Below are 20,412 nucleotides of genomic sequence, written 5' to 3'. Positions count from 1 at the left end.
GGTCACTCGATCCGCGTGGGGGTGCCGGGAACGGACGCTTGGGCCTCGGCGGCGTCCTGCTGGCGCTCGCTGACGGGCAGGCCCGGGCGGACCCGGAACTGGCCCTCGACCACCACCCGCTCGCCGGGGCGCAGGCCCAGGCTCAGGGCGGCTCGGCCGTCACGGGAGGTGATGACCTCGACGGTACGGCGCTCCACGGTGCGGTCGGGCCGCACCACCCAGACGAAGCTGCCCTCCTGGCCCGGCTGCACCGCGGCCTGCGGCACCGTCACGGTGCCGGGCCGCGAGCCGAGATCGACCTCGACCCGCACGTACTGGCCGGGCCAGAGCCGGTCGTCCTCGTTGGGGAAGAAGGCCCAGGCGGTGACGGTGCCGGAGGCCTGGTCGACGCTCGAATCGACGAAGGAGAGCCGGCCCACCGCCAGCACCGCCTCGCCGCCGCTGGAGAAGACCCGGACCGGGGCGGTGCCGGGCCGCGCGAGCGCCGCGCGCAAGCCGTCGAGGTCGCGCTCGGGCAGCGAGAAGGTGGCGCGGAGCGGCCGCATCTGCGTGATGGTGACGAGGCCGGTGCCGGCCGATTCGTTGCCTTTCACGAGGTTGCCGGTGGTCACCAGCACCCGGCCGAGGCGGCCGGAGATCGGCGCGCGCACGACGGTGTAGTCGAGCCGGACCTTGTCGGCGTCGATCGCCGCCTGGGAGGCCGCGACGTTCGCCGCCGCCACCTTGGCCTCGGCGGAGGCGACGTCGAACTGCGCCTGCGAGGCGGAGGAGCGGGAGAGCAGTTCGCCGACACGGCGCACGTCGTTCTGGGTGCGGACCTGGGTCGCCTGGTCGCGGGCGAGCGCCGCCTCGTCGCGGGCGATCTGGGCGCGGAGCTCGCGGTCGTCGAGGCGGTAGAGCACGTCGCCCGCCTTCACCACCTGGCCGTCGCGGGCGAGCTGCTCGGTGATGACGCCGTCGATGCGCGGGCGCACCACCACGCTCGCCATCGGCTCGATCCAGCCCACCGCCGAGCGGGTCAGGGCAAGGTCGGTGACGCCCGCCGCCACGGTGGTCACCAGGGGGGGCGAGGCGGCCGGGTTGGCGGGCCTCGCCGCCGGGGCCGGCGTCAGGGCGGCGAACGGCAGTTGCGCGGGGACCGCGCCGGGCGGGCGCTCGGGCAGGTATCGGGCGAGGTCGGGCGGCAGCGCCGTCCGGGCCGTGGTCCAGGCGGCGTGGGTGTCGCCGCCGTGGCGCTGCACGAGCCAGCCCGCCCCGGCCGCGACCAGCGCCAGGAGAAGGAGGACGAGGCGGATCATCGCGGGGCTCCTGTGGACGGCGCCGGCGCGCCGAGGCCGTGGAGGAAGAAGTCGGCGACCGCAGCGGAAGCCGGCGCGCGCCGGCCGGTGCCGTGCACCGCCATGCGGATGCCGCCGAGGATCATCAGCACCGCGAGCTCGACGTCCGGGACGGCGAGCTCGCCGGCCTCGACGCCCGCCCGCAACAGGTCGGCGAGCGCGCCGCGCAGGCCGTCGAACCCCTCGCGCAGGACGCGCCGGCTGCGCTCGCCGAACTCGGCGCCCCGCCCCTCGATCGCGGTCAGCGCCGGCGACAGGGCACCGACCCGCTCCAGCACCAGCGCGACGGCGGCGCGCAGGCGGGCCGGCGCGTCGACCACCCGGATCGCCCCGATCGCCTCGCGCAGATCGGCCAGCGTCCAGGCGAGGCCGGCGATGAACAGGGCCTCCTTGGTCGAGAAGTAGCGGTAGAGCGTGGGCTTCGCGACGCCGGCGGCGGCCGCCACCGCATCCATGTGCACGGCAGCGTAGGGCAGGCCCGAGAAAAGCCCCATCCCGGCTTCGAGGATGCGGCGGCGGCGCGCGGGATCAAGCGGGCGCGCGGCGGCGGCGTGCGCGATGTGCGGGCGATCGGCGTGGCGTGCGGCGTCGCTCATGAAGCCCTAACTGAACTGATGGGTTCAGTTAGCGGGGTGGGGCGCCGTGCTGGCAAGCACGGGTTTCCGCGACATAATAGCACGATAAGAAAGCGCTGCCATCGGGCGTGCCCCTGCATCCAGGCGGATCGGGCCGCGGAGTGGAGACGGGGCGGGCCCCGCGCACCGTCCAATCCGGATCGATCACGCGCGCGCCTGATCCCGCCCCAGCGTCAGTCAGCGGCGGCGGCGCGTGATCCAAAATGCAGTCGAGTGGGCCGGACAGGACATGGCGACACTTTTCGCGTCGTCGTCTCGACTGTGCCCTTTGCGGATCCCGGGCACCGCCGCGCGGACCCGGAACAACATCATGGGGTGCGACAATCATCGCTCGGAGGCCCGACCGGGCCTCCGGCACCCGCCTCAGAACAGATGGATCGCGTGCGGGGCGAACAGCCCGATTGCCAGCATGCCGATCCCCGCGATCCCCAGGGCCCCGCCCGCGAAGGCGAGCGCGGCGATGCCGGTGATCACCTGGGCCGAGGCCAGCACGATGCCGATCTGGAACGCGGCCGAGCCGAGCTCGTAATGGTGGTAGCGGGCGAGCGAGAGGTCGCGCTTGGCCTCGGCCGCCTTGGCCTTGGCGGCGAGTTCCTTGCGGCCGTCGCCGGAGGCCGGATCGGAATCCCAGCGGGCCATGGTCTTAGCCCACTCCTCGATCTGCTTCTTGACCGCCTCCGGGGAGGCGTTCGGCTCCAGCGCGATCTGCTCGCCCGCGGTCTTCAGCACCGTGCCGCGGATGGTGCGGGCCTGGAAGTACGCCCACTGGTTGGCGGATTCGACGTTGGCGCCGAGCGCATCGGTCTGGGCGCTCTTCGCCAGGGTCTCGCCGAGGGCGAGAAACAGCGCGAGCACCGAGATCAGCAGCGCGACCTTCTTGTTGGAGCTGTCCACCGCCCCGTGACCACCCGACATCGTCGTCTCTCCCGAACCAATCCGACAGGCGCGGCCTCGTCTGGCGAAACCCTGCGACAGGACGAAGAACCGGGGGCGCGCCCGATCGATGAAGCCGGCGGCGCCCGCGCCTTCATAGCCGGGTCGCCGGGCGGCGCCAGCCCCCGCTTGCAGGGCCGCCCGGGAGCGGGCAGGCCTGCCGCACGGCCCCGCCGCGAGGGCCGGCCCCGAAGAGACGCCCCGAAGAGACATCCCGAGAGACGCCCGACCATGCGCCGAACCCCGTCCGCCGCCCTCCTCCTCGCCATCGCCGTGGCCGCGTCGCCCGCCCGCGCCGCGGGGCCGGACTGGCCCGACACCTATCTCTCCCGCGTCGAGGCGGTGGCGGTGGTGCAGAGCCTCAACGCCACCCTGCTCGCGAGCCGCAGCGCCACCGCGACGCTGGAAGGCTGGTGCGGCGCCCACCGCATGGCCGAAGCGCCGCGCCTCGTCGCCCGGCTGGACCGGGGCGTCGACAAGCCGGCTTCCGCCGAGACCCGCAAGCGCCTCGCGGTCGGCCCCGACGAGCCCCTGCGCTACCGCCGGGTGCGGCTCGCCTGCGGCGAGCACGTCCTGTCGGAGGCCGACAACTGGTACGTGCCGGCCCGCCTGACCCCGGAGATGAACCGGGTGCTGGAGACCAGCGACACCCCGTTCGGCCGGGCGGTCTCGGCGCTCGGCACCACCCGCCAGACCGTCGGGTCCGAGCCGCACTGGCAGCCCCTGCCCGAGGGGTGGGACCAGGCGGCCCCGCCCGCCCCGTCCTGCGGCACGCTCGAGGTGCCCGAGCACCTGTTCAGCCACCGCGCGGTGCTGTTCACGGGCGAGCGGCAGCCCTTCTCGGAGGTGGTCGAGACCTACACCCGCGCGGTCCTCGACTTCCGGCGGGCGCCGCGCCCGGCGGACCCGGCCTGTCCCAGGCCCTGACATCCTCCGCCAACGTGAGCGGGCAGCAGACACGAGCAGGCAGCAGACTTGCATCGGGGGCAGGAACCCCGGTGCTCCGGCGCCCTATGTCAGAGCCTGGACCCGGACGGAGGACGACCGACGCGGATGGACACCACCCTGACCCTGCTCGACCTGTGCGGCGCGGTCGCGCTGCTGCTCTGGGGCATCCACATGGTGCAGACCGGGGTGCAGCGCGCGCTCGGCCCACACCTGCGGCGCCTGCTCGGGGTGGCGCTCGGCAACAGGGTGAAGGCGCTGGCGGCGGGTCTCGGCGTCACCGCGCTGCTCCAGAGCAGCACCGCGACCGGGCTGATGGTGGCCTCCTTCGCCGGGGCCGGGCTGGTGGCGGTGGTGCCGGCGCTGGCCGTGATGCTCGGCGCCAATATCGGCACCACGCTCATCGTGCAGGTCCTGTCCTTCGACGTCGCCCGGGTGGCGCCGGTCCTGGTGCTGGTCGGCGTGATCCTGTTTCGCCGCGGCTCCGAGCCGCGCACCCGCGACCTCGGCCGGGCGGCGATCGGGCTCGGGCTGATGCTGATGGCGCTCTCGCGCCTCGTCGAGGTGATCACGCCCTACGAGGACGTGCCGGCCCTGCGCGTGCTGCTCGGCGCGGTCGCGACCGACAGGTTGATCGCCCTGATGCTCGGCACGGTGCTGACCTGGGCGGCGCATTCGAGCGTCGCGATCGTGCTCCTGGTGATGTCCTTCACCCAGGCCGGGGTGCTGCCCTTCGAGGCCGGGATGGCGCTGGTGCTCGGGGCCAATCTCGGCTCGGCCCTCAACCCGGTGCTGGAGGGGGCCCGGGACGGCGAGGCGGCGGGGCGCCGGGTGGCGCTCGGCAACCTCCTCACCCGGGCCGCCGGCTGCGCCGTCGCCCTGCCCTGCCTCGGGCTGATCGGGCCGCTCGCGGTGACCTGGCAGCCCGACCTGTCGCGGGCGGTGGCGGATTTCCACACCGCCTTCAACCTCGCGCTGGCGCTGGTCTTCCTGCCGCTGCTCGGACCCTTCGCGGCCCTCCTGCGCCGGCTGGTGCCGGAGCGGATCGACGCGCACGATCCGGGCCGGCCGATCCATCTCGACGAGGCGGCCCTCGAGACGCCGCCGGTGGCGCTGGGCGCCGCCGGCCGCGAGGCCCTGCGCATGGCCGACGTGCTGGCCGAGATGATGGCCGGCGCCGGCGAGGCGCTGACCGGCGGCGACCGGGCCAAGGTCACGGAGATCCGCCGGATGGACGACACCCTCGACCGGCTCAACGGCGCGATCAAGGCCTACCTCGTGCGCCTCGACCCGGAGGCCCTGAGCGAGGACGACGAGCGGCGGATCGCGGCGCTCGTCGCCTTCACCACCAATCTGGAGCATGCCGGCGACATCCTCTCGCGCAACGTGATGACCCACGCCGCCAAGCGCCTGAAGCGCGGGCTCGCCTTCTCGTCCGAGGGCAGGACGGAGGTGGAGGCGCTGCTGGCGCGGCTCCAGGCGAATCTCGGCGCGGCGGGCGCCGCCTTCCTGACCGAGGATCCCCGCGCGGCCCGGCGGCTCGCCGACGAGAAGGCGGTGTTCCGCGACCTCGAGGCACGCTCGACCGAGGCGCATTTCCGCCGCCTGCGCGAGGCCGGCGGGAGCGCCGGGACAGGGCCGGCCGAGGCGAGCGCCCTCTATCCCGACCTCGTGCGCGACTTGAAGCGGGTCAACGACCACTTGGTGGCCGGCGCCGCCTACCCGATCCTGGAGAGCCGGGGGGCGCTGCGCGCCAGCCGCCTCGAAGCTCCCTGACCGGCCCGGCGCGGCGCCAGCGCCCCCTCCAGCCCGGCCAAGTGCCCCCGGGCCAGGTGCCGCGTCGCCGCCTCGGCCGCATCGCGCTCGACGGCGCGGCAGCTGGCGACCAAGCGCTCGCCGAGCGGCGTCACCGCCGCCCCGACGCCCCCGGGCTTGGCCCGCAACCACCGGCTCGGCGAAGGCCCGGTTCAGCTCGTCGACCAGCAGCCACGCGCGGGCATACGACATCCCGAGCGCCCGGACCGCCGCCGAGATCGAGCCCCGTGCCGCGATCGCCTCGAGCAGGTTGATCTTGTCCGGCCCGATCCGGATCCCGGGAGCGAGGTCGATGCGGAGGTTGAGCGCGGGCGGAAGCGCGGGCATGGCGAGAAGGGATCTCGGGCGGCCTCGGGAGCGGAGGGCCGAGCCGACGCGCGGTGTTCCGCCAGCCTCGATAGCGCCCCGGCGGCGAGGGCCGGCAACCCTGCGGCTGGCGGGGATCGACGGTGCGATGCACGCGTCCGGCGGCGCGGCTCCGGCCTCCGCTTGACCAGGGAGCCTCGGCTCGGCCATGTCCGGTCCGACGCCGAGATCGCCCCGAGCCGGCACTTCTCGGCGGCGCCGGGCCCGGCCGGACGGCGCGATGCCGGCAAGGTCGTCCGACAAGATCGTCCGAGGGGGAATCTGCGTGATCGTCTGCTTCGGCTCCCTGAACGCCGACCTCATCTTCCGCCTGCCCGAGGTCCCGCGCTCCGGCCAGACCCTGCTGGCCGACGACCTCGCCGTGCAGGCCGGCGGCAAGGGGGCGAACCAGGCGGTGGCGGCGGCGCGCGACGGGGCCTCGGTCGCGATGGTCGGCGCGGTCGGGAGCGACGCCCTGGCCGAGGTGGCCCTGTCGGGCCTGCGCGAGGCCGGCGCCGACACCGCCCGGGTCCGGGAGGTCGCGGCGGCGACGGGCTGCGCCTCGATCTGGATCGACGCGCAGGGCCGCAACCGGATCGTGGTGGCGCTCGGCGCCAACGGGCACACGCGGGCCGACCAGGTCGCGGATGCCGACCTCGCCCGGGCGACGTCGCTGCTCCTACAGATGGAGGTCGATCCGGCCGAGACGACGGCTTTGCTGCGCCGCGCCCGGGCGCTCGGCCTGCGCAGCATCCTCAACCTCGCCCCGGCCCTGCCGCTCGACCTCGACACGATGCGGCTCGCCGGCCTCCTCGTCGTCAACGAGGACGAGGCCGAGGCGACCGCCGCGCGCCTCGGCTGCGCGCCGGAGGCCGCGTCCCTCCACGCCGCGCTCGGCATCGACGTGGTTCGCACCCTCGGGGAGGCCGGCTCGGAGGCAGCGACGGAGAGCGGCGCCTGGCACGTCCCGGCCCGCGCGGTCGAGCCGGTCGACACCACGGCGGCGGGAGATTGCTTCGTCGGCGTGCTCGCCGCGGCCCTCGACCGCGGCACGCCGCTCCGCGCCGCGATGGAGCGGGCGAGCGTCGCGGCCGCCCTCGCCTGCGGGCGGCGGGGCAGCCAGGCGAGCCTGCCCTGGCGGGAGGAGACCGACCGGGCGCTCGGGACCTGATCAGGTCGGGCACCGCGCGGGGTCGGCCTGGACCGGGAAAGCGGTCTCCCGCGCCTTGATCAGCGCCACCACCGTGTCGTTGACCGGGGTCGGCACGCCGCAGCGGCGCCCGAGCCGGGGGATCGACCCGTTGATCGCCTCGACCTCGCCGCGGCGCCCGGCCCGGTGGTCGAGCAGCATCGAGGGCCGGGCCGCCGGGATCTTGCCGCCGAGGCGGCGGATGTGATCGATCGGGTCGCCGACCTGCAGCGCCACGCCCATCGCGGCCGCCACGGCGATCGCCTCCTCGGCGCAGGCCCGCGCCACCTCCCAGGCGTCGGGATCGTCCATCACCTCGCCGATGGTGAGGCCCGTCAGCGTCGTGGTGCCCGAGAAGGTGACGTTCATGATCAGCTTCTCCCACACCATCCGGCCGAGATCGTCGAACAGGCTGACCGTGAACCCGGCCGATTGCCAGATCGCCGCCGAGGCCTCCAGGCGCTCCCGCGAGAGTCCCGCAAGGGCGCCGAAGCGGATCATCTCGAGGCCGTTGTGGTGCGCGTGGCCCGGCCCGCGCATCGAGGCGCCGAAGCCCCCGACCACGCCGACGGCGATCCGGTCGGGGTCGATGACGGCGGCGGCGACCTCCGGCGAGCCGAGCCCGTTCTGGATCGTCTGCACCACCGTCCCGGTGCCGATCAGGGGGGCGGCGCTCGCGGCCGCCGCCGCGACGTCGAAGGCCTTCGTCGCGACTATCACGAGGTCGCACGGGCCGATCCCTTCGGTCGTCGTGCCGGCGCTCGCGAGCCGCACCGTGCGGTCCCCGCTCGCCCCCTCGACCCGCAGGCCGTGCGCGCGCATGGCCGCGGCGTGGTCGGCCCAGAGCGTGACCGCGTGGACCGCGTGGCCCGCCGAGGCCATCAGCGCCGCGTAGACCGAGCCCATGGCGCCGCACCCGACGATCGCGACCTTCGCCATGCCGTCCCCTCCCCTGTCGATGTCCTTCGGGGCGTCGTCCGGTCCGGCGCGCCCGTCCCATTGGAGCACGACAGACGGCCCCCGAGATACCCGCCCGCGCGGACGGGCACGGCCTTGCCATTCGCGCCCGCCGCCGTATCAGGGCGTAGGACGTTTCGGTGCGTTCGTCATACCAGGGGCCCGATGTCGAAGCCGGCGATCCTCATCCAGGTCCGTACCGTGCTGCTGGCCCTCGCCGCCCTGCATGCCGGCCCGGCCGGCGCCCAGCAGCTCGCCACGGCCTGGCCGAGCAATGTCGGGCCGCTGAACCCCCACCTCTACGCGCCCAACCAGATGTTCGCCCAGGCGAGCGTCTACGAGCCGCTGGTGAAGTACCGGGCCGACGGCACCCTCGAGCCCTGGCTCGCCACCGCCTGGACGGTCTCGCCGGACGGGAGGACCTACGATTTCACCCTGCGCCCCGGCGTGACCTTCAGCGACGGCACGCCCTTCGACGCGCCGGCCGTGAAGGCGAATTTCGACGCGATCCTCGCCAACCGGGCCCGCCACGCCTGGCTCGACCTCGTCCGACGGATCGACCGCACCGAGGTCACCGGACCGCTGGCCTTCCGCCTGGTGCTCGACGCCCCGCACGCGCCGACGCTGAACGAACTCTCGCTGCCGCGGCCGTTCCGCTTCGTCTCCCCGGCCGCCATGAAGGCGGGCGGCACCACGGCGGACGGGATTGCGGCGCCGATCGGCACCGGGCCCTGGCGGCTCGTCGAGACCCGGCTCGGCGTCTCGGACACGTTCGCCGCCAACCCGGCCTACTGGGGCGAGAAGCCCGGCTTCGCGCGCCTCGTCGTCAAGGTGATCCCCGACCCCAACACCCGGGCCATCGCCCTGCAGACCGGCGAGATCGACCTGATCGCTGGTGCCGCCGGCCTGATTCCCTCGGAAGCCTTCCTGCGCCTGCGCGACCAGGCGCCGGCCTTCTCGGCCGCGCTCTCGCCGCCGCTCGCCACACGAGTTCTGGCGCTCAACTCGGCGCGCGCTCCGACCGACGACCTGGCCGTTCGCCGCGCGATCAACCGGGCGGTCGACAAGGACACCCTGGTGCGCACCGTCCTCGACGGCCTCGAACCCCGGGCCGACTTCCTGTTCGGGCGCAACGTCCCCGACGCCGATGCCGGCCTCACCCCGTACGGCTTCGACCGGGCGGCGGCGGACGAGCTCCTCGACGAGGCCGGCTGGATCCGGGGGCGCGACGGCGCGCGGGCGAAGGACGGCCGGCCGCTCGCGGTCGAGCTCGCCTTCGTCGGCACCAACGCCCAGCAGAAGGCCATCGCCGAGGTGGTCCAGGCCGACCTCGCTCGGGTCGGCATCGCGGTGCGGCTCGTCGGCGAGGAGGAGAGCGCGATCCTCGCCCGCCAGAAGGACGGGCGCTTCGGCCTGATCTTCGGCGAGACCTGGGGCCCGCCCTACGATCCGGCCTCCTTCCTGAGCGCGATGCGCGCCCCCTCCCACGCCGACTACCAGGCGCAGAATGGCCTGCCCGACAAGCCGACGATCGACGCCACCATCACGGCGGCACTCGCCGCCACCGACCCGCAGGAGCGTCGCCGCCTCTCCGGCCGCGTCCTCACCGCCCTGCACGAGGCGGCGGTCTACCTGCCGATCTCGTCGGCGGTGGCGATCGAGGTCCACCGCTCGACCGTGACCGGCGTGCGCTTCGGCGCCACCCTCAACGAGATCCCGTTCGCGGCGATGCGCCCGGGACCGGGCCGCTGATGCTGCGCTTCGTCCTCGCCCGCCTCGCCCTGATCCCGCCGATGCTGCTCGGCGTCTCGCTCCTCGTCTTCGTGATGCTGCGGGTCGGGCCGGGCGACCCGGCGCTCGACTACCTGCGCCTGTCGCAGGTGCCGCCCACCGACGCGGCGCTCGCCGATGCCCGGTCGATGCTCGGCCTCGATCGCCCCTTCCCGGTCCAGTACCTCGACTGGCTGTGGCGGGCGCTCCAGGGCGATTTCGGCCTCTCCTACGCCACCCGCCGGCCGGTGCTGCCGGAGCTCCTCAGCTACCTGCCGGCGACGCTCGAGCTCGCCGGCACGGCGCTCGCCGTCAGCCTCGCGCTCAGCCTGCCGCTCGGCGCCTGGGCGGCGGCGCATCGCGACGGCTGGCAGGACCGGCTGGTGCGGGGGATCGCGGTGCTGGGCGTCTCGCTGCCGAACTTCTGGGTCGCCTTCCTGCTCGTCGTCGCCTTCTCGGTCACGCTCGGCTGGCTGCCGGCGATGGGCCGCGGCGGGGCCGCCCACCTGGTGATGCCGGCGCTCGCCATCTGCCTGATGTCGCTCTCGGTGAATGCCCGACTCCTGCGGGCGAGCATGCTGGAGGCGGGCCGCGGGCGCCACGTCCTCTACGCCCGCCTGCGCGGCCTCTCCGAGGGCACGGTGGCCCGCCGGCACGTCTTCCGCAACGCGCTGGTGCCGGTCGTCACCGCCACCGGCATGCATGTCGGCGAACTCCTGGGCGGGGCGCTCGTGGTCGAGACGATCTTTTCCTGGCCGGGCGTCGGCCGCTACGCGGTCTCGGCGATCTACGACCGCGAATATCCGGTGATCCAGTGCTTCACCCTGGTGATGACGCTGGTGTTCGTGCTGTGCAACCTCGCGGTCGACCTGGCCTACGCCTGGCTCGACCCGCGCCTGCGCCATGGGCGGGAGGCCGCGTGAGACCCGCCGTGCCCGCCTCTCCCCCGGTCGTTCTCGCGGGCCTCCTCGCGGCGGTCTTCCTGCTCCTGGCGCTGCTCGGGCCGATGCTGGCGCCGCACGACCCCCTGGCGGTCGACCTCGCCCACCGCTTCGCGCCCGCGAGCCTCCTCCATCCCCTCGGCACCGACCATCTCGGCCGCGACATCCTCTCGCGCCTCGTCGCCGGGGCGCGCACGACGCTGGGCGCGGTGCTGGCGGTGCTCACCATCGTCGCCGCCCTCGGCCTCGCGGTCGGGGGGCTCGCCGGCATGCTCGGCGGCCGGATCGACACGGCCCTGATGCGGCTCTGCGACGTCTTCCTCACCGTGCCGACCTTCGTGCTGGCCCTGTTCATGATCGGGGCGCTCGGCACCGGGCTCGCCAACGTGGTGGCGGCGATCGCGCTGTCGCACTGGGCCTGGTACGCGCGGATCGTGCGCGGCCTGGTCCTGGAGCTGAAGACCCGCGACTACGTGCTGGCCGCGCGGATCGCCGGGGCGCCGCGACGGGCGATCTTCTCCGAGCACATCCTGCCCGGCGTGGTGCCGCCGCTCGCCGCGCTCGCCACCCTCGATATCGGCCACATGGCGCTCCACGTCGCCGGCCTGTCCTTCCTCGGGCTCGGGGTGCAGCCGCCGACGCCGGAATGGGGCGTGATGATCAACGACGCCCGCGCCTTCTTCTGGACCCGGCCGCTCCTCGTCGTCTGGCCGGGCCTCGCCATCGCGCTCGCGGTGCTGGCCTTCAACCGGCTGGGCGACGCGCTCCGCGACCGGCTCGACCCGGCGCTGACCGCGGAGCGGGGCCTGTGAGCGCCCGCACGCTCCGGGCCGAGGGCCTGTCGGTCGAGACTTGGCGCGAGACCCGGCGCGAGACCCGGCAAGAGACCCAGGCCGGCCGCGAGGCGGTGCCGCTGGTGCGCGAGGCCAGCCTCGATCTCGTCACCGGCGAGGTCCTGGCCCTCGTCGGCGCCAGCGGCTCGGGCAAGTCGCTCGCCTGCGCGGCCCTCCTCGGCGTGCTGCCGCCGGGCACCCGGCAGGGCGGCGGGCGGATCCTCCTCGACGGCGTCGCGGCGGAGCCGGCGGCGTTGCGCGGCCGCGCGGTCGCGACCGTGCTGCAGGCGCCGCGCACCGCCTTCAACCCGCTGCGCACCCTCGCCGACCATGCGGCAGAGACCCTGGCGGTGGCGGGAATCCGCGGGGCCGCCGCCCGGACGGCGATGCTGGAGGCCTTCGCGGCGGTCGGGCTCGGCGACGAGTCCCGCATGCCGGGCCTCTACCCGTTCCAGATGTCGGGCGGGATGCTGCAGCGGGCGATGATCGCGCTGGCGCTGATGTCCCGCGCGCCGTTCCTCGTCGCCGACGAGCCGACCACCGACCTCGACCTCGTCGCCCAGAAGCGCATCCTCGACCTCCTCGCCGGGCTGGTGCGGGCCCGCGGCCTCGGGCTCCTGATCGTCACCCACGACCTCGGCGTCGTCGCCCGCCTCGCCGACCGGATGGCGGTGATGGAGGCCGGGCGGATCGTCGAGGCCGGTCCCGCCCCGCGGCTCTTCGCAGCGCCGGCCGCGCCGGCGACGCGGGCGCTGCTTGCCGCCCACCGGGCCCTGCACGGGGAACCGGCATGACGGCCCTGCTCGCCGCCCGCGGGCTCGGCCACTCCTATCCGGGGCCCGGCGCCCGCCGCCCGGTGCTCGCGGGCATCGAGCTGGCGCTGGGGGAGGGCGAGTGCGTCGCCCTGATCGGCCGCAGCGGTTCGGGCAAGAGCACGCTCGCCCGCCTGCTCCTCGGGCTCGAGCCGGCGGAGGCCGGCGAGGTGCTGTTTCGCGGCACGCCCCTGTCCCGCCTCGACCGCGCCGGGTGGCGGGCCTTCCGGGCCGCGATCCAGATGGTGCTTCAGGACCCGCTCTCGGCGGTCAACCCGCGCCACGCGGTCGGGCGGATCGTCGCCGAGCCGCTACGCCACCTGACCGGCCTGTCGGTCCCCGAGCGGCAGGTGCGGGTCGAGGAGGTGCTGGCGACGGTCGGCCTCGACCCCGCCGTGGCCCTGAGGCTCCCGGGACAGCTCTCCGGCGGGCAGGTGCAGCGGGTCGGCCTCGCCCGGGCGCTCGCCACGCGGCCGGCCCTCGTCGTCCTCGACGAGGCGGTCTCGAACCTCGACGCGCCGCGCCAGGTCGAGATCCTCGACCAGCTCGCGGCCCTGCGCCGCCGGCACGGCACGGCCTTCCTGCTCGTCACCCACGACGTGCGGCTGGCGCGCCGCTTCGCCGACCGCATCGTGGTTCTGGGTGACGGGCGGATCGTCGATGCCTCGCCCTGCCGGCCGGTCCTGTCGCTCACCCATCCGGCGGCGCGCGAACTTCTCGACGCGGTCCTGCCGGCCGAGCCCGCGGAGGCGCGCTGATGCAGAGGATCACCGTCACCCTCGATCCCGGCCTCGTGGCGGAGGTCGACCGGATCGCGACGCTGCGCGGCTATGCCGGCCGCTCGGAGGCGATGCGCGACCTCCTGCGGCGCGGCCTCGCCGAGGCGCGCCGGCAGCTCGATCCCGACCTCTCTTGCGTGGCGACCTTCGGCTTCGTCGCCGAGGCGGGGGTGCGCGACCTCGGCCAGCGCCTCGCCGAGATTCAGCAGCGCCGCCATGACCTGGTGATCGCCCAGGTCCAGGCCCCCCTCGACCACGACGCCAGCCTGCACACGCTGATGCTGCGCGGCCGCGCCCGCGACATCCTGGCCTTCGCCGACGAGGTCGCGACCCAGCGCGGCATCCGCCACGACAGCCTCTCGCTGATCCCCGCCCGGATCGAGCTCGACGACCACGGCCACGGCCCGGAGCCGCATCCGCACGAGCACATCCGGACGTGAGCCCTTTCGCCGGGCCAGGGGCGGAGGCGAACGGACCAATCGAACCGGCTCGGCGCTCGCCTCGATGAGGAGATGGCCGGGGCTCCGGCCCGTATCGGATGCGGAAGCCGACCTCGATTGAGCCCGCTGGCATGCCACGTACGCGGAACTCGGACCGGCTGGAAATCTGCGCCTCGGCCAAGTCCGATGGGGTCGGGCCGCTGCGCGGAACACGGCTGAGACGCGACGATCCGCGCCGCTCCACCGCGGTCGATCGAGAAACGCCGAAGCCACCATCGCGAAGCGACATCGCCGCAGGACGCTACGCCCTGAAGGAACGAAAATGCGCGGCCGGCATTCCTCATGCCAGCCAGCTTGGCTTTAAGGACTGCTGCCCATGACGCTTCTGATCGTCCTCATCCTGCTCATCCTGCTCTTTGGCGGCGGCGGCAGCTTCTACGGTGGCGGCCGCTACCGTACGGGCGGCCTCGGCATCGGCGGCATCCTCCTCATCATCCTGATCGTGCTCCTGCTCACCGGCCGGCTGACCATCTGACGTCTCCTGTTGACCACCCGCCGCGGCTCGACCCTCGGCGGGTGATCCCGGTCGGCATGGACCTCAGGGACCAGATGTACGGTTCCGGGATATGTTGGTGAGGCGATCGGCTTGCATTCGCCGCCTGTCCGGTTGGCAGCACAGGAAAGACCGTCCGCAGAACACCCTTCGGGAGGTCGGTCGGGATCTTTCGCACCGATCGGTAGCTTTCGGCGTCTGTCGTTCCCGCTCCGCTGCTCCGGCGGGCGGGTCTGCATATACTTGAAAGACGCCAACTCATTGGCATGCAATGCATTTCAGTGGCGACCCCGGCAGGGCTCGAACCTGCGACCTGCCGCTTAGAAGGCGGCTGCTCTATCCAGCTGAGCTACGGGGCCTGACCGATTTCCGTCGTATCAGCCCGCCCGCCGCCCGTCCACAAGAACCTCACCTGAAAGGCGTTTCCCCTCTGCGAAGGCCCGTTTCCGGCCCCTTCCGAGGGACGCGAGGGCGAACCTGGCCGGGCCTCCGCAATCGCTGCGGGGGACGGGTAGCGAGACGCCGATTTGCTACGGGTTTGCTACGCGCTAGAGCTTCCGTCCCAGCGGAGCACGACATGCCAAGGAAAGCCGAGACCCTCACCGCCAAGGGCATCGAGAGCCTGATCCGGGAGGCGCGCGAGACTGGCGCCGCGCCCCGGGACGTCGCCGACGGGGGATGCCCGGGGCTGACGCTGCGCCTGACGCCGACGGCGGCGGTCTGGTCGATCCGGTTCCGGCACGCCGACAAGCCGCTGCGCGTGCGCCTCGGCGATGCCCGGGAATGGACCCTGGCGCAGGCTCGCTCGGTCGCCGGGGCCGTCCGGGACCATGTCGAGGCCGGACAAGGCGTCCCGGCGGAAGAGTGGATCACGCTCAAGCGCGCCGCCCTCGCGTCGAAGGGCGAGGTCGAGGTCCCGACCTTCATGCCGCGCGACAAGGGCCCGGCGACGTGGACGTTCGGCGAGGCGCGGCAGGCCTGGGGCGCCTGGATGCGGCGCGAGGTCGAGGCGGGGCTCCTCCGGGACGCGACGGTTCGGAACTACCTGGGGGTGATGGGCGGGCCGGCCATGCGGACGCTCGACGCCAGCATCGTCTCGCGCATCACCGCGGCGGACGTCGCGGCCGTCGTCGAGACGCTGGTCGAGCAAGGCAAGCGGTCGACCGCCCGGGACGTCGTCCGCGTCTCGAAGCGGTTCTGGCCGTGGATGGGCGACGCCGGCCGGAAACACCTAGCCGGCGCCGACCCGAACGCCATGGCGGGGCTGCGGGCGCCGAAGTCCGGAAGCAAGCCGAAGCGGCGGTACCCGCGCCTGCCCGCCGTCGCCTACATGCTGGCCGTCGCCCAGCACGGCGTCCTCTCGACGTCCGTCGGCGGCGCCATCGAGCTCCTCATCTATACCGCGCAGAGGCGCTTAAGCGTCGTCAAGGCCAGGATCGACGAATTCGAGCCCTGGGCCGAGCGTGAGGGCTGGGGCATCTGGTGGCAGGGCCACCGGAAAATCGGCCAGGGCGCGCCGACGGAGGACGACCCGCGCCACGGGTCCCATGCCCTGCCGCTCCCGCCGCACGTCTGGCGGAGGATCGACACGTACCTCGCGTTCTCGCGCCGGGAGGCGGATGAGCGGGGCGTGGCGCGGTCGGAATGGATGTACCCGGCAGCGAGACCGCGGCGGCTCGGCGACCCGGTCACCCACCTGTCGCCGCATACCCTGACGCACGCCGTCGCCGCGATGCCGGGCATCGAGGCCTCGCCCCACGACGTCCGGAGGGCCTTCGCGACCGTGTGCCAGCGCGATCTCGGCGTGGCGACGCCCGTCGTCGGCATGGTCCTCGACCACGCGAACTCGGACTTGCTGGAAGTGTCCGACGGGAACGCGATGACGCGCCGCTACACGCTCGACCAGATGCTCGCCCTGAAGGCGCCGGCCCTGGAGGCGTGGCAGAAAGCGGTGTGGGCCGAGCGGCTCAAGGTAGAGCTCCCGGACAGCATCACGCTGAAGGAGCAGATCGTGGCCGAGAACCTTCGCCAGCGCGGCGTCACCGACCTGGAGGCGGAAGGTGAGCGCCGTCGGAAGGCGGCGGCCAAGGCGTACGCCGAGGGGCGCACGTGGCGCCAGCGACGTCGGCCAGCCGGGGCGACGAACCCCGCCTGAGTCCGCCGGTCCCTAGACGAGCTCGGCCACGGTGACGCGCCGGCGCGGCCGGGCGGCCCATTCGGCCAGGACCGCCCGGAGCTCGTCTGTGACGACGACCGTCGAGCTTGCCGCGTACCAGCCCCGCATCGAGACCTCGACGCGGGCGCCGGCCCGCTCGGCGAGGCGCCGTGCGGTCGAACGCGAGCAACCGACCGCATGGGCGATGTCGAAGAGCTCGATGCACCGTCCGGCCTCGGGCAGACGCGCCTCGTCGATGGGCTCTGGCGGAAGCTGCGCGACGAAGGTGTTGACGGCCTGCGCGAGCCGGGCGGCCCTGGCCCGCTTCAGGCGCTCTTCGAACCGCGCGGCCCGGGCGCGGCTGTCGCCCTCGCGGCGCATCTCGGCAAGCTTCTCCGACCAGCGCCACTCTTCCAGCGCCTGCGCGACCGCGTGCTTGATCAGCTTCCCGTGCAGTTCGGCGACGGCGGGGCCGACGAGAAGCGCCCGGGCCGACCAGGCCGAACCGTCACCGGCATCAGCGACGTAGGCCCGCAGGGGCACGCCCGCATCCATCTGCGGGGCGACTTCCCGGGCGACGCCCCGGGGCAGGTGCCCGAGGCGGATGTCGTTCCGCCACCAGACCTCGACGGCCCGCGGGTCGTACTCGTTGTCGGGCGCCCGGACGAGGACGAGGCGGTCCCCGGCACGGGGCGGACCGGCTCGCCGTCCAGGCCGGTCTGGTCGTAGTCGTAGTATTGCAAGCCGGCGATCTCCGTGCCGGCCCAGGGCTCGCCGGCCCGGATGCGAGGGGCCTCGACGGCGGCGTCGACGCCCTCCAGGCGGACGACCGCCGGGGGCTCGAAGGGGGAATCGGTCATTGCCTACTCCTCAAGCGAGCGCAGGATGCGGGCTGCGTGGCTACGAGCCTGCAGCCGGACGCAGGACAGAACCGTGGGGGGCGGCGTGCCTTTCCCCGCGAGCCAGCGGCGAATTTGACGGTGATCCACGCCGATCTCGACGCCGATTTTGCCGATCCATAGTTCTCCGTATTGAGCGCGTGCGATGCGGGCGACGACATCGATGTCGCGCTCGTCGAGGCGGGGGCCGCCGTTCGCGCCAATGGCGAGGCGGGCTGCGCCTGCCGCCTCGGCAGCGACCTTCTCGGCAATGGCATCCTCCAAATCGAGTTGGCCCGGGAGCCGCTCGGTGTTCGAGGGCGCCCGGTTGGCGAGGCGAGCGAGGACGTCAGCCACGGCGAGCCTCTCGCGGTGACAGCTCGGGCAGCGGACGTTCGTGCGCCCAGGCGTCGAGCCAATGCCACCTCTCCTGGGCGGCCTCGGCGCCGTGCGAATCGACGATCTGCGCGACCAAAGCCGGCGACGGCGACGCGTGGATGGCAGCGTCGATGCTGTAGACGCCGTCGCTCACAGAAGCCTCCCCTGCGACTGTCGGGGATCGGCTGACGGCATGCGGCGGGGCGGCCGCGGCGGGAGCTTCGGCGCCGCCGCCGGGACGGTGCGAACCTGCGCGACGGGGCGCGCGTCGACGGGCGCGGCCGGGGGCACCTCGGGCGGAAGGGGTTCGACCGGGGCGCGGGGAGCAGAGCGGTTGAAGGACGGGGACTGCGCCAGGCGCTCGTCGGCGATGAGATGCCTGAGGAAATCGGGCAGGTCCCGGATGTCCGGGTCGTCGAGGAAGGGGTTACGCGACACGGCCCGCGCCCTCCACGGGGACGATGGCCTGCTCAAGCCCGAGGCCGGCGAGGAGCCGCGCGCCCGGGGGGCGCCGCTTGGCGCGCACGTCAATGAGGTATGCCGGGCTGACGCCCAGCGAACGGGCGGCCGCGCTGGCCGAACCGGCGGCCTCCACGCGGGCACGCAGGAGGTCGAGGACCTCGTCGCGCGTTAACCTGGGTCCCATCGAAGTTATCATTCCCTCAGTAGAAAGCCGCAGCTCGCCCTATTACGACCCGCATTGCCAACGATGGTAAGCACCACGACGATGCGCGCAAGAGCCGCTTGGTTAAATTGAACACCGTTCAATTTATGTCATCGAAGGAGGCTCCGATCCACCGACTTTCAAAGCATTTTGGAGCTCGACAACATCTTGCGAATCCTGTCTTCGGGGGGGGCACTTTACCCTCGTTGCCAACCCGTGAAAGACCGCTGCCGTGCTCTCCCTCGCTCTCCTCATCCTCACTGCCGCCGGGGTCGTCCTCCCGATCCTGGCGGCCGCCGTCGCCGCGTCCCGGGGCGCCTCGGAGCCGGCCGCTCCGGTCCCCACGCCCCTCGGGGCGGCCATCCCCCTCTCGGCGCTCGGCCTCACGTGGCGCCGCCTTCGTGACGTGCGCACCGGCCGAGGCCCGCGCGTCCTCTGGCTCGGTGAGGGAGACTCGACGCGGTATTCCCGTGCCTTCCGGCTGGCGAAGGCGCCGCTCTACGATGCGGGCTATTCCTGGGGGACGGTCGAGCGGAGCGGGGGCGCGGTCCAGCTCGTGTGCTGGGAAGACCCGGCGCAGGGCGACGCGGTAGCGGTCGACGCCATCGCCGCGGCCGAGGCCTCCCTCGCCGAGGACGACGGCCGGCTCGCCCTGGAGGAACAGCGCCGCAGGCAGGCTGAGGCCCTCGACGCGGAGCTCAACGGGGACGCGAGGAGGGGCGACCTGGAGGCCCTGCGCCAGTCGCTCAGGCTGAAAGCGTGGGCGTGGTCCAAGCGTGTCGAAGCGGACCGTCCTGCCCGCCCGCAGGTCATCCAAAAGTGGTCCGACGAAATCGGACTGCCGTAGGATGGCAGGATGCGTCTCGGCACCATCCGCAGTCCAACTCCGGCGAATGTGGACCAGGTCGTGTTCGTCGTCGAATTCCCCAAAGGCGACGCGTGAGGCGTTGAGCCTGAGTCCCAGGAGCCGGGCAGCAGTTTCGACCACGCCCTCGGCGCTCGTCTGGGACCGCATGGCGTCCCCCAGCTCAAGCAGGAACCCTTGGCGCTCTTCGCGTTCGCGCAGCACCTCCTCAGCGCGTTTGCGTTCGGTCGTGTCGTTGAAGACGAGGCAGATCTGCCGGCTGCCTTCCCCGCCAACGCGCGAGATGAAGACGTCGTACCACCTGCCGGTTTCTTCATGGTGGCTTTCGACGCGCCGTGCCACGCCGGTTCGGGCCACTTCGGCATAGGTTCCGATCCAGTAATCCTCGGTGTTCGGGCTCACCTCGCTTCTGAGCTTGCCGACGACACCGGTCAGCCCGGTCTGTTTCTCGAACGCTGCGTTCACTTCCACGAAACGGTAGTCCAACGAGCGCTGGGGATCGTCGACATATTCGAGCAGGCAGAAGCCTTCGTCGATCGACTCGAACAAGGTTCGGTATTTCTGTTCGCTCTCCCGCAGCCCCGCTTCGATGCGGGTCCGCTCGATCTCCGACCAGGCGCGTTTGGCGAGCGCTTCGACGAAGGCGACCTCCTCGGCGGTCCAGCGACGGGGCGCGATCCCCTGGCTGGTGTTGAGGATTGCGACCAGTCGGCCGCCCACCAGCACCGGAACCGCGATCCCGGCCAGGAGGCCTCGCTCGACCATCGCCGCCTTGACCGGGTCGGGGATGCGCGGGTCGAGCACGACATCCTCGTAAACCACCGGCCGGCCCGCCAGGTGTTCCGCGGCGAACGGCTCGCGCTCGTCGAACGGCCAGCGCGACGGTTCGGCCGTCGTGCCGTCCGCGTAGAAGACCCAATCTGAAACGTACTCCCGAGCCTCCCAATCCATCACGGCCCAGAGCGTGCGCTCGGTGCCGAGTTGCTCGGTGAGGATGCGGCAGGTCTCCTCCGCCACCAGGGCCGGGTCGGACAGGCCGCGCACCGCGTCCGAGAAGCGAACCAGGAAGGCGTTGCGCTCCTCGCTCGCACGCATCCTCCGGCGCGCAGCCCGCTCGTCAAGGCGGGCTCGGCTCGTGATGTGCGATGCTGATGGGGGTGGGACCGCCCGGAGGCGGTCCCGTTGAGG

General features: G+C 73.3%; 19 protein-coding genes, 1 tRNA gene and 1 pseudogene. 11 read left to right on the top strand and 10 right to left on the bottom strand.

Features of this window, described 5'->3' with window-relative positions; all coding sequences use genetic code 11:
- Nucleotides 1-2 precede the first annotated feature (2 nt).
- From V3T34_RS10730 to V3T34_RS10720, 3 genes are all read right to left on the bottom strand, one after another.
- Nucleotides 3-1,298 carry an efflux RND transporter periplasmic adaptor subunit gene (locus V3T34_RS10730; protein ID WP_305076728.1) on the bottom strand — a complete coding sequence of 432 codons (1,296 nt, stop codon included), beginning with the start codon at nucleotides 1,296-1,298 and terminating at the stop codon, nucleotides 3-5.
- Nucleotides 1,295-1,933 carry a TetR/AcrR family transcriptional regulator gene (locus tag V3T34_RS10725; protein WP_331369161.1) on the bottom strand — a complete coding sequence of 213 codons (639 nt, stop codon included), beginning with the start codon at nucleotides 1,931-1,933 and terminating at the stop codon, nucleotides 1,295-1,297. The genes V3T34_RS10730 and V3T34_RS10725 overlap by 4 nt, the downstream gene beginning before the upstream one ends.
- A gap of 402 nt (nucleotides 1,934-2,335) precedes the next feature.
- Nucleotides 2,336-2,887, bottom strand: coding sequence for a DUF4337 domain-containing protein (locus V3T34_RS10720; RefSeq protein ID WP_048430904.1), 552 nt, complete (start codon nucleotides 2,885-2,887; stop codon nucleotides 2,336-2,338).
- A 249-nt stretch (nucleotides 2,888-3,136) separates the two neighbouring features.
- On the opposite strand from V3T34_RS10720, the gene V3T34_RS10715 reads away from it, so the two are divergent.
- The 3 genes from V3T34_RS10715 (at nucleotide 3,137) to V3T34_RS10700 (ending at nucleotide 7,181) form a co-directional block, all read left to right on the top strand.
- Nucleotides 3,137-3,832, top strand: coding sequence for a hypothetical protein (locus V3T34_RS10715; RefSeq protein ID WP_091888248.1), 696 nt, complete (start codon nucleotides 3,137-3,139; stop codon nucleotides 3,830-3,832).
- Nucleotides 3,833-3,958: 126 nt separating this feature from the next.
- The gene (locus V3T34_RS10710) at nucleotides 3,959-5,626 is read left to right on the top strand and encodes a Na/Pi cotransporter family protein (protein WP_305076731.1); all 1,668 of its coding nucleotides are present in this window, start codon (nucleotides 3,959-3,961) and stop codon (nucleotides 5,624-5,626) included.
- Between the two features lie 625 nt (nucleotides 5,627-6,251).
- Nucleotides 6,252-7,181, top strand: a complete 930-nt coding sequence (locus V3T34_RS10700) for a ribokinase (protein ID WP_331369160.1) — start codon at nucleotides 6,252-6,254, stop codon at nucleotides 7,179-7,181.
- Here V3T34_RS10700 and V3T34_RS10695 read toward each other — a convergent pair whose 3' ends face one another.
- Nucleotides 7,182-8,138 carry a ketopantoate reductase family protein gene (locus V3T34_RS10695; protein ID WP_305076733.1) on the bottom strand — a complete coding sequence of 319 codons (957 nt, stop codon included), beginning with the start codon at nucleotides 8,136-8,138 and terminating at the stop codon, nucleotides 7,182-7,184.
- A 183-nt stretch (nucleotides 8,139-8,321) separates the two neighbouring features.
- Here V3T34_RS10695 and nikA point away from each other — a divergent pair, with 183 nt between their 5' ends.
- From nikA to V3T34_RS10660, 7 genes are all read left to right on the top strand, one after another.
- Nucleotides 8,322-9,908: a nickel ABC transporter substrate-binding protein gene (gene nikA, locus V3T34_RS10690; protein ID WP_305076734.1), complete on the top strand. Its 1,587-nt coding sequence runs from the start codon at nucleotides 8,322-8,324 to the stop codon at nucleotides 9,906-9,908.
- Entirely contained in the window at nucleotides 9,908-10,849 is a 942-nt protein-coding gene (nikB, locus tag V3T34_RS10685; RefSeq protein ID WP_305076735.1) for a nickel ABC transporter permease subunit NikB, read from the top strand. The genes nikA and nikB overlap by 1 nt, the downstream gene beginning before the upstream one ends.
- The gene (gene nikC, locus V3T34_RS10680) at nucleotides 10,807-11,679 is read left to right on the top strand and encodes a nickel ABC transporter permease subunit NikC (protein WP_407942692.1); all 873 of its coding nucleotides are present in this window, start codon (nucleotides 10,807-10,809) and stop codon (nucleotides 11,677-11,679) included. Before nikB ends, nikC begins: the two co-directional genes overlap by 43 nt.
- Complete coding sequence (locus V3T34_RS10675; protein ID WP_305076737.1) at nucleotides 11,676-12,494, top strand: ATP-binding cassette domain-containing protein; 819 nt, start codon at nucleotides 11,676-11,678, stop codon at nucleotides 12,492-12,494. The genes nikC and V3T34_RS10675 overlap by 4 nt, the downstream gene beginning before the upstream one ends.
- Nucleotides 12,491-13,270, top strand: a complete 780-nt coding sequence (locus V3T34_RS10670) for an ATP-binding cassette domain-containing protein (protein ID WP_305076738.1) — start codon at nucleotides 12,491-12,493, stop codon at nucleotides 13,268-13,270. The genes V3T34_RS10675 and V3T34_RS10670 overlap by 4 nt, the downstream gene beginning before the upstream one ends.
- On the top strand, nucleotides 13,270-13,731 hold the full coding sequence (nikR, locus tag V3T34_RS10665) for a nickel-responsive transcriptional regulator NikR (RefSeq protein WP_091888230.1): 462 nt from the start codon (nucleotides 13,270-13,272) through the stop codon (nucleotides 13,729-13,731). The genes V3T34_RS10670 and nikR overlap by 1 nt, the downstream gene beginning before the upstream one ends.
- A gap of 376 nt (nucleotides 13,732-14,107) precedes the next feature.
- Nucleotides 14,108-14,266, top strand: coding sequence for a DUF3309 domain-containing protein (locus V3T34_RS10660; protein WP_089504140.1), 159 nt, complete (start codon nucleotides 14,108-14,110; stop codon nucleotides 14,264-14,266).
- 300 nt (nucleotides 14,267-14,566) lie between these two features.
- On the opposite strand, the gene V3T34_RS10655 is transcribed toward V3T34_RS10660, so the two are convergent.
- A tRNA-Arg gene (locus V3T34_RS10655) sits at nucleotides 14,567-14,643 on the bottom strand.
- A gap of 218 nt (nucleotides 14,644-14,861) precedes the next feature.
- Here V3T34_RS10655 and V3T34_RS10650 point away from each other — a divergent pair.
- On the top strand, nucleotides 14,862-16,439 hold the full coding sequence (locus V3T34_RS10650) for an integrase family protein (protein WP_305076739.1): 1,578 nt from the start codon (nucleotides 14,862-14,864) through the stop codon (nucleotides 16,437-16,439).
- A gap of 12 nt (nucleotides 16,440-16,451) precedes the next feature.
- On the opposite strand, the gene V3T34_RS10645 is transcribed toward V3T34_RS10650, so the two are convergent.
- From V3T34_RS10645 to V3T34_RS10630, 5 genes and pseudogenes are all read right to left on the bottom strand, one after another.
- Nucleotides 16,452-16,994, bottom strand: a complete 543-nt coding sequence (locus V3T34_RS10645; RefSeq protein ID WP_331369159.1) for a hypothetical protein — start codon at nucleotides 16,992-16,994, stop codon at nucleotides 16,452-16,454.
- A pseudogene (locus V3T34_RS28565) lies at nucleotides 16,995-17,177 on the bottom strand (HIRAN domain-containing protein); the annotation flags it as partial.
- Nucleotides 17,178-17,302: 125 nt separating this feature from the next.
- The gene (locus tag V3T34_RS10640) at nucleotides 17,303-17,674 is read right to left on the bottom strand and encodes a hypothetical protein (protein ID WP_305076740.1); all 372 of its coding nucleotides are present in this window, start codon (nucleotides 17,672-17,674) and stop codon (nucleotides 17,303-17,305) included.
- Nucleotides 17,667-17,849, bottom strand: a complete 183-nt coding sequence (locus V3T34_RS10635) for a hypothetical protein (RefSeq protein ID WP_048434678.1) — start codon at nucleotides 17,847-17,849, stop codon at nucleotides 17,667-17,669. Before V3T34_RS10635 ends, V3T34_RS10640 begins: the two co-directional genes overlap by 8 nt.
- Before the next feature lie 610 nt (nucleotides 17,850-18,459).
- Complete coding sequence (locus tag V3T34_RS10630; protein WP_305076741.1) at nucleotides 18,460-20,319, bottom strand: GAF domain-containing protein; 1,860 nt, start codon at nucleotides 20,317-20,319, stop codon at nucleotides 18,460-18,462.
- Between the last annotated feature and the right edge of the window lie 93 nt (nucleotides 20,320-20,412).

Origin of the sequence: Methylobacterium ajmalii (assembly GCF_036448855.1) — a bacterium.
Taxonomy (GTDB): Bacteria; Pseudomonadota; Alphaproteobacteria; order Rhizobiales; family Beijerinckiaceae; genus Methylobacterium; species Methylobacterium ajmalii.
Note: the sequence above shows the minus strand (reverse complement) of the source record. Positions and strands in the feature narration are given on the sequence as shown.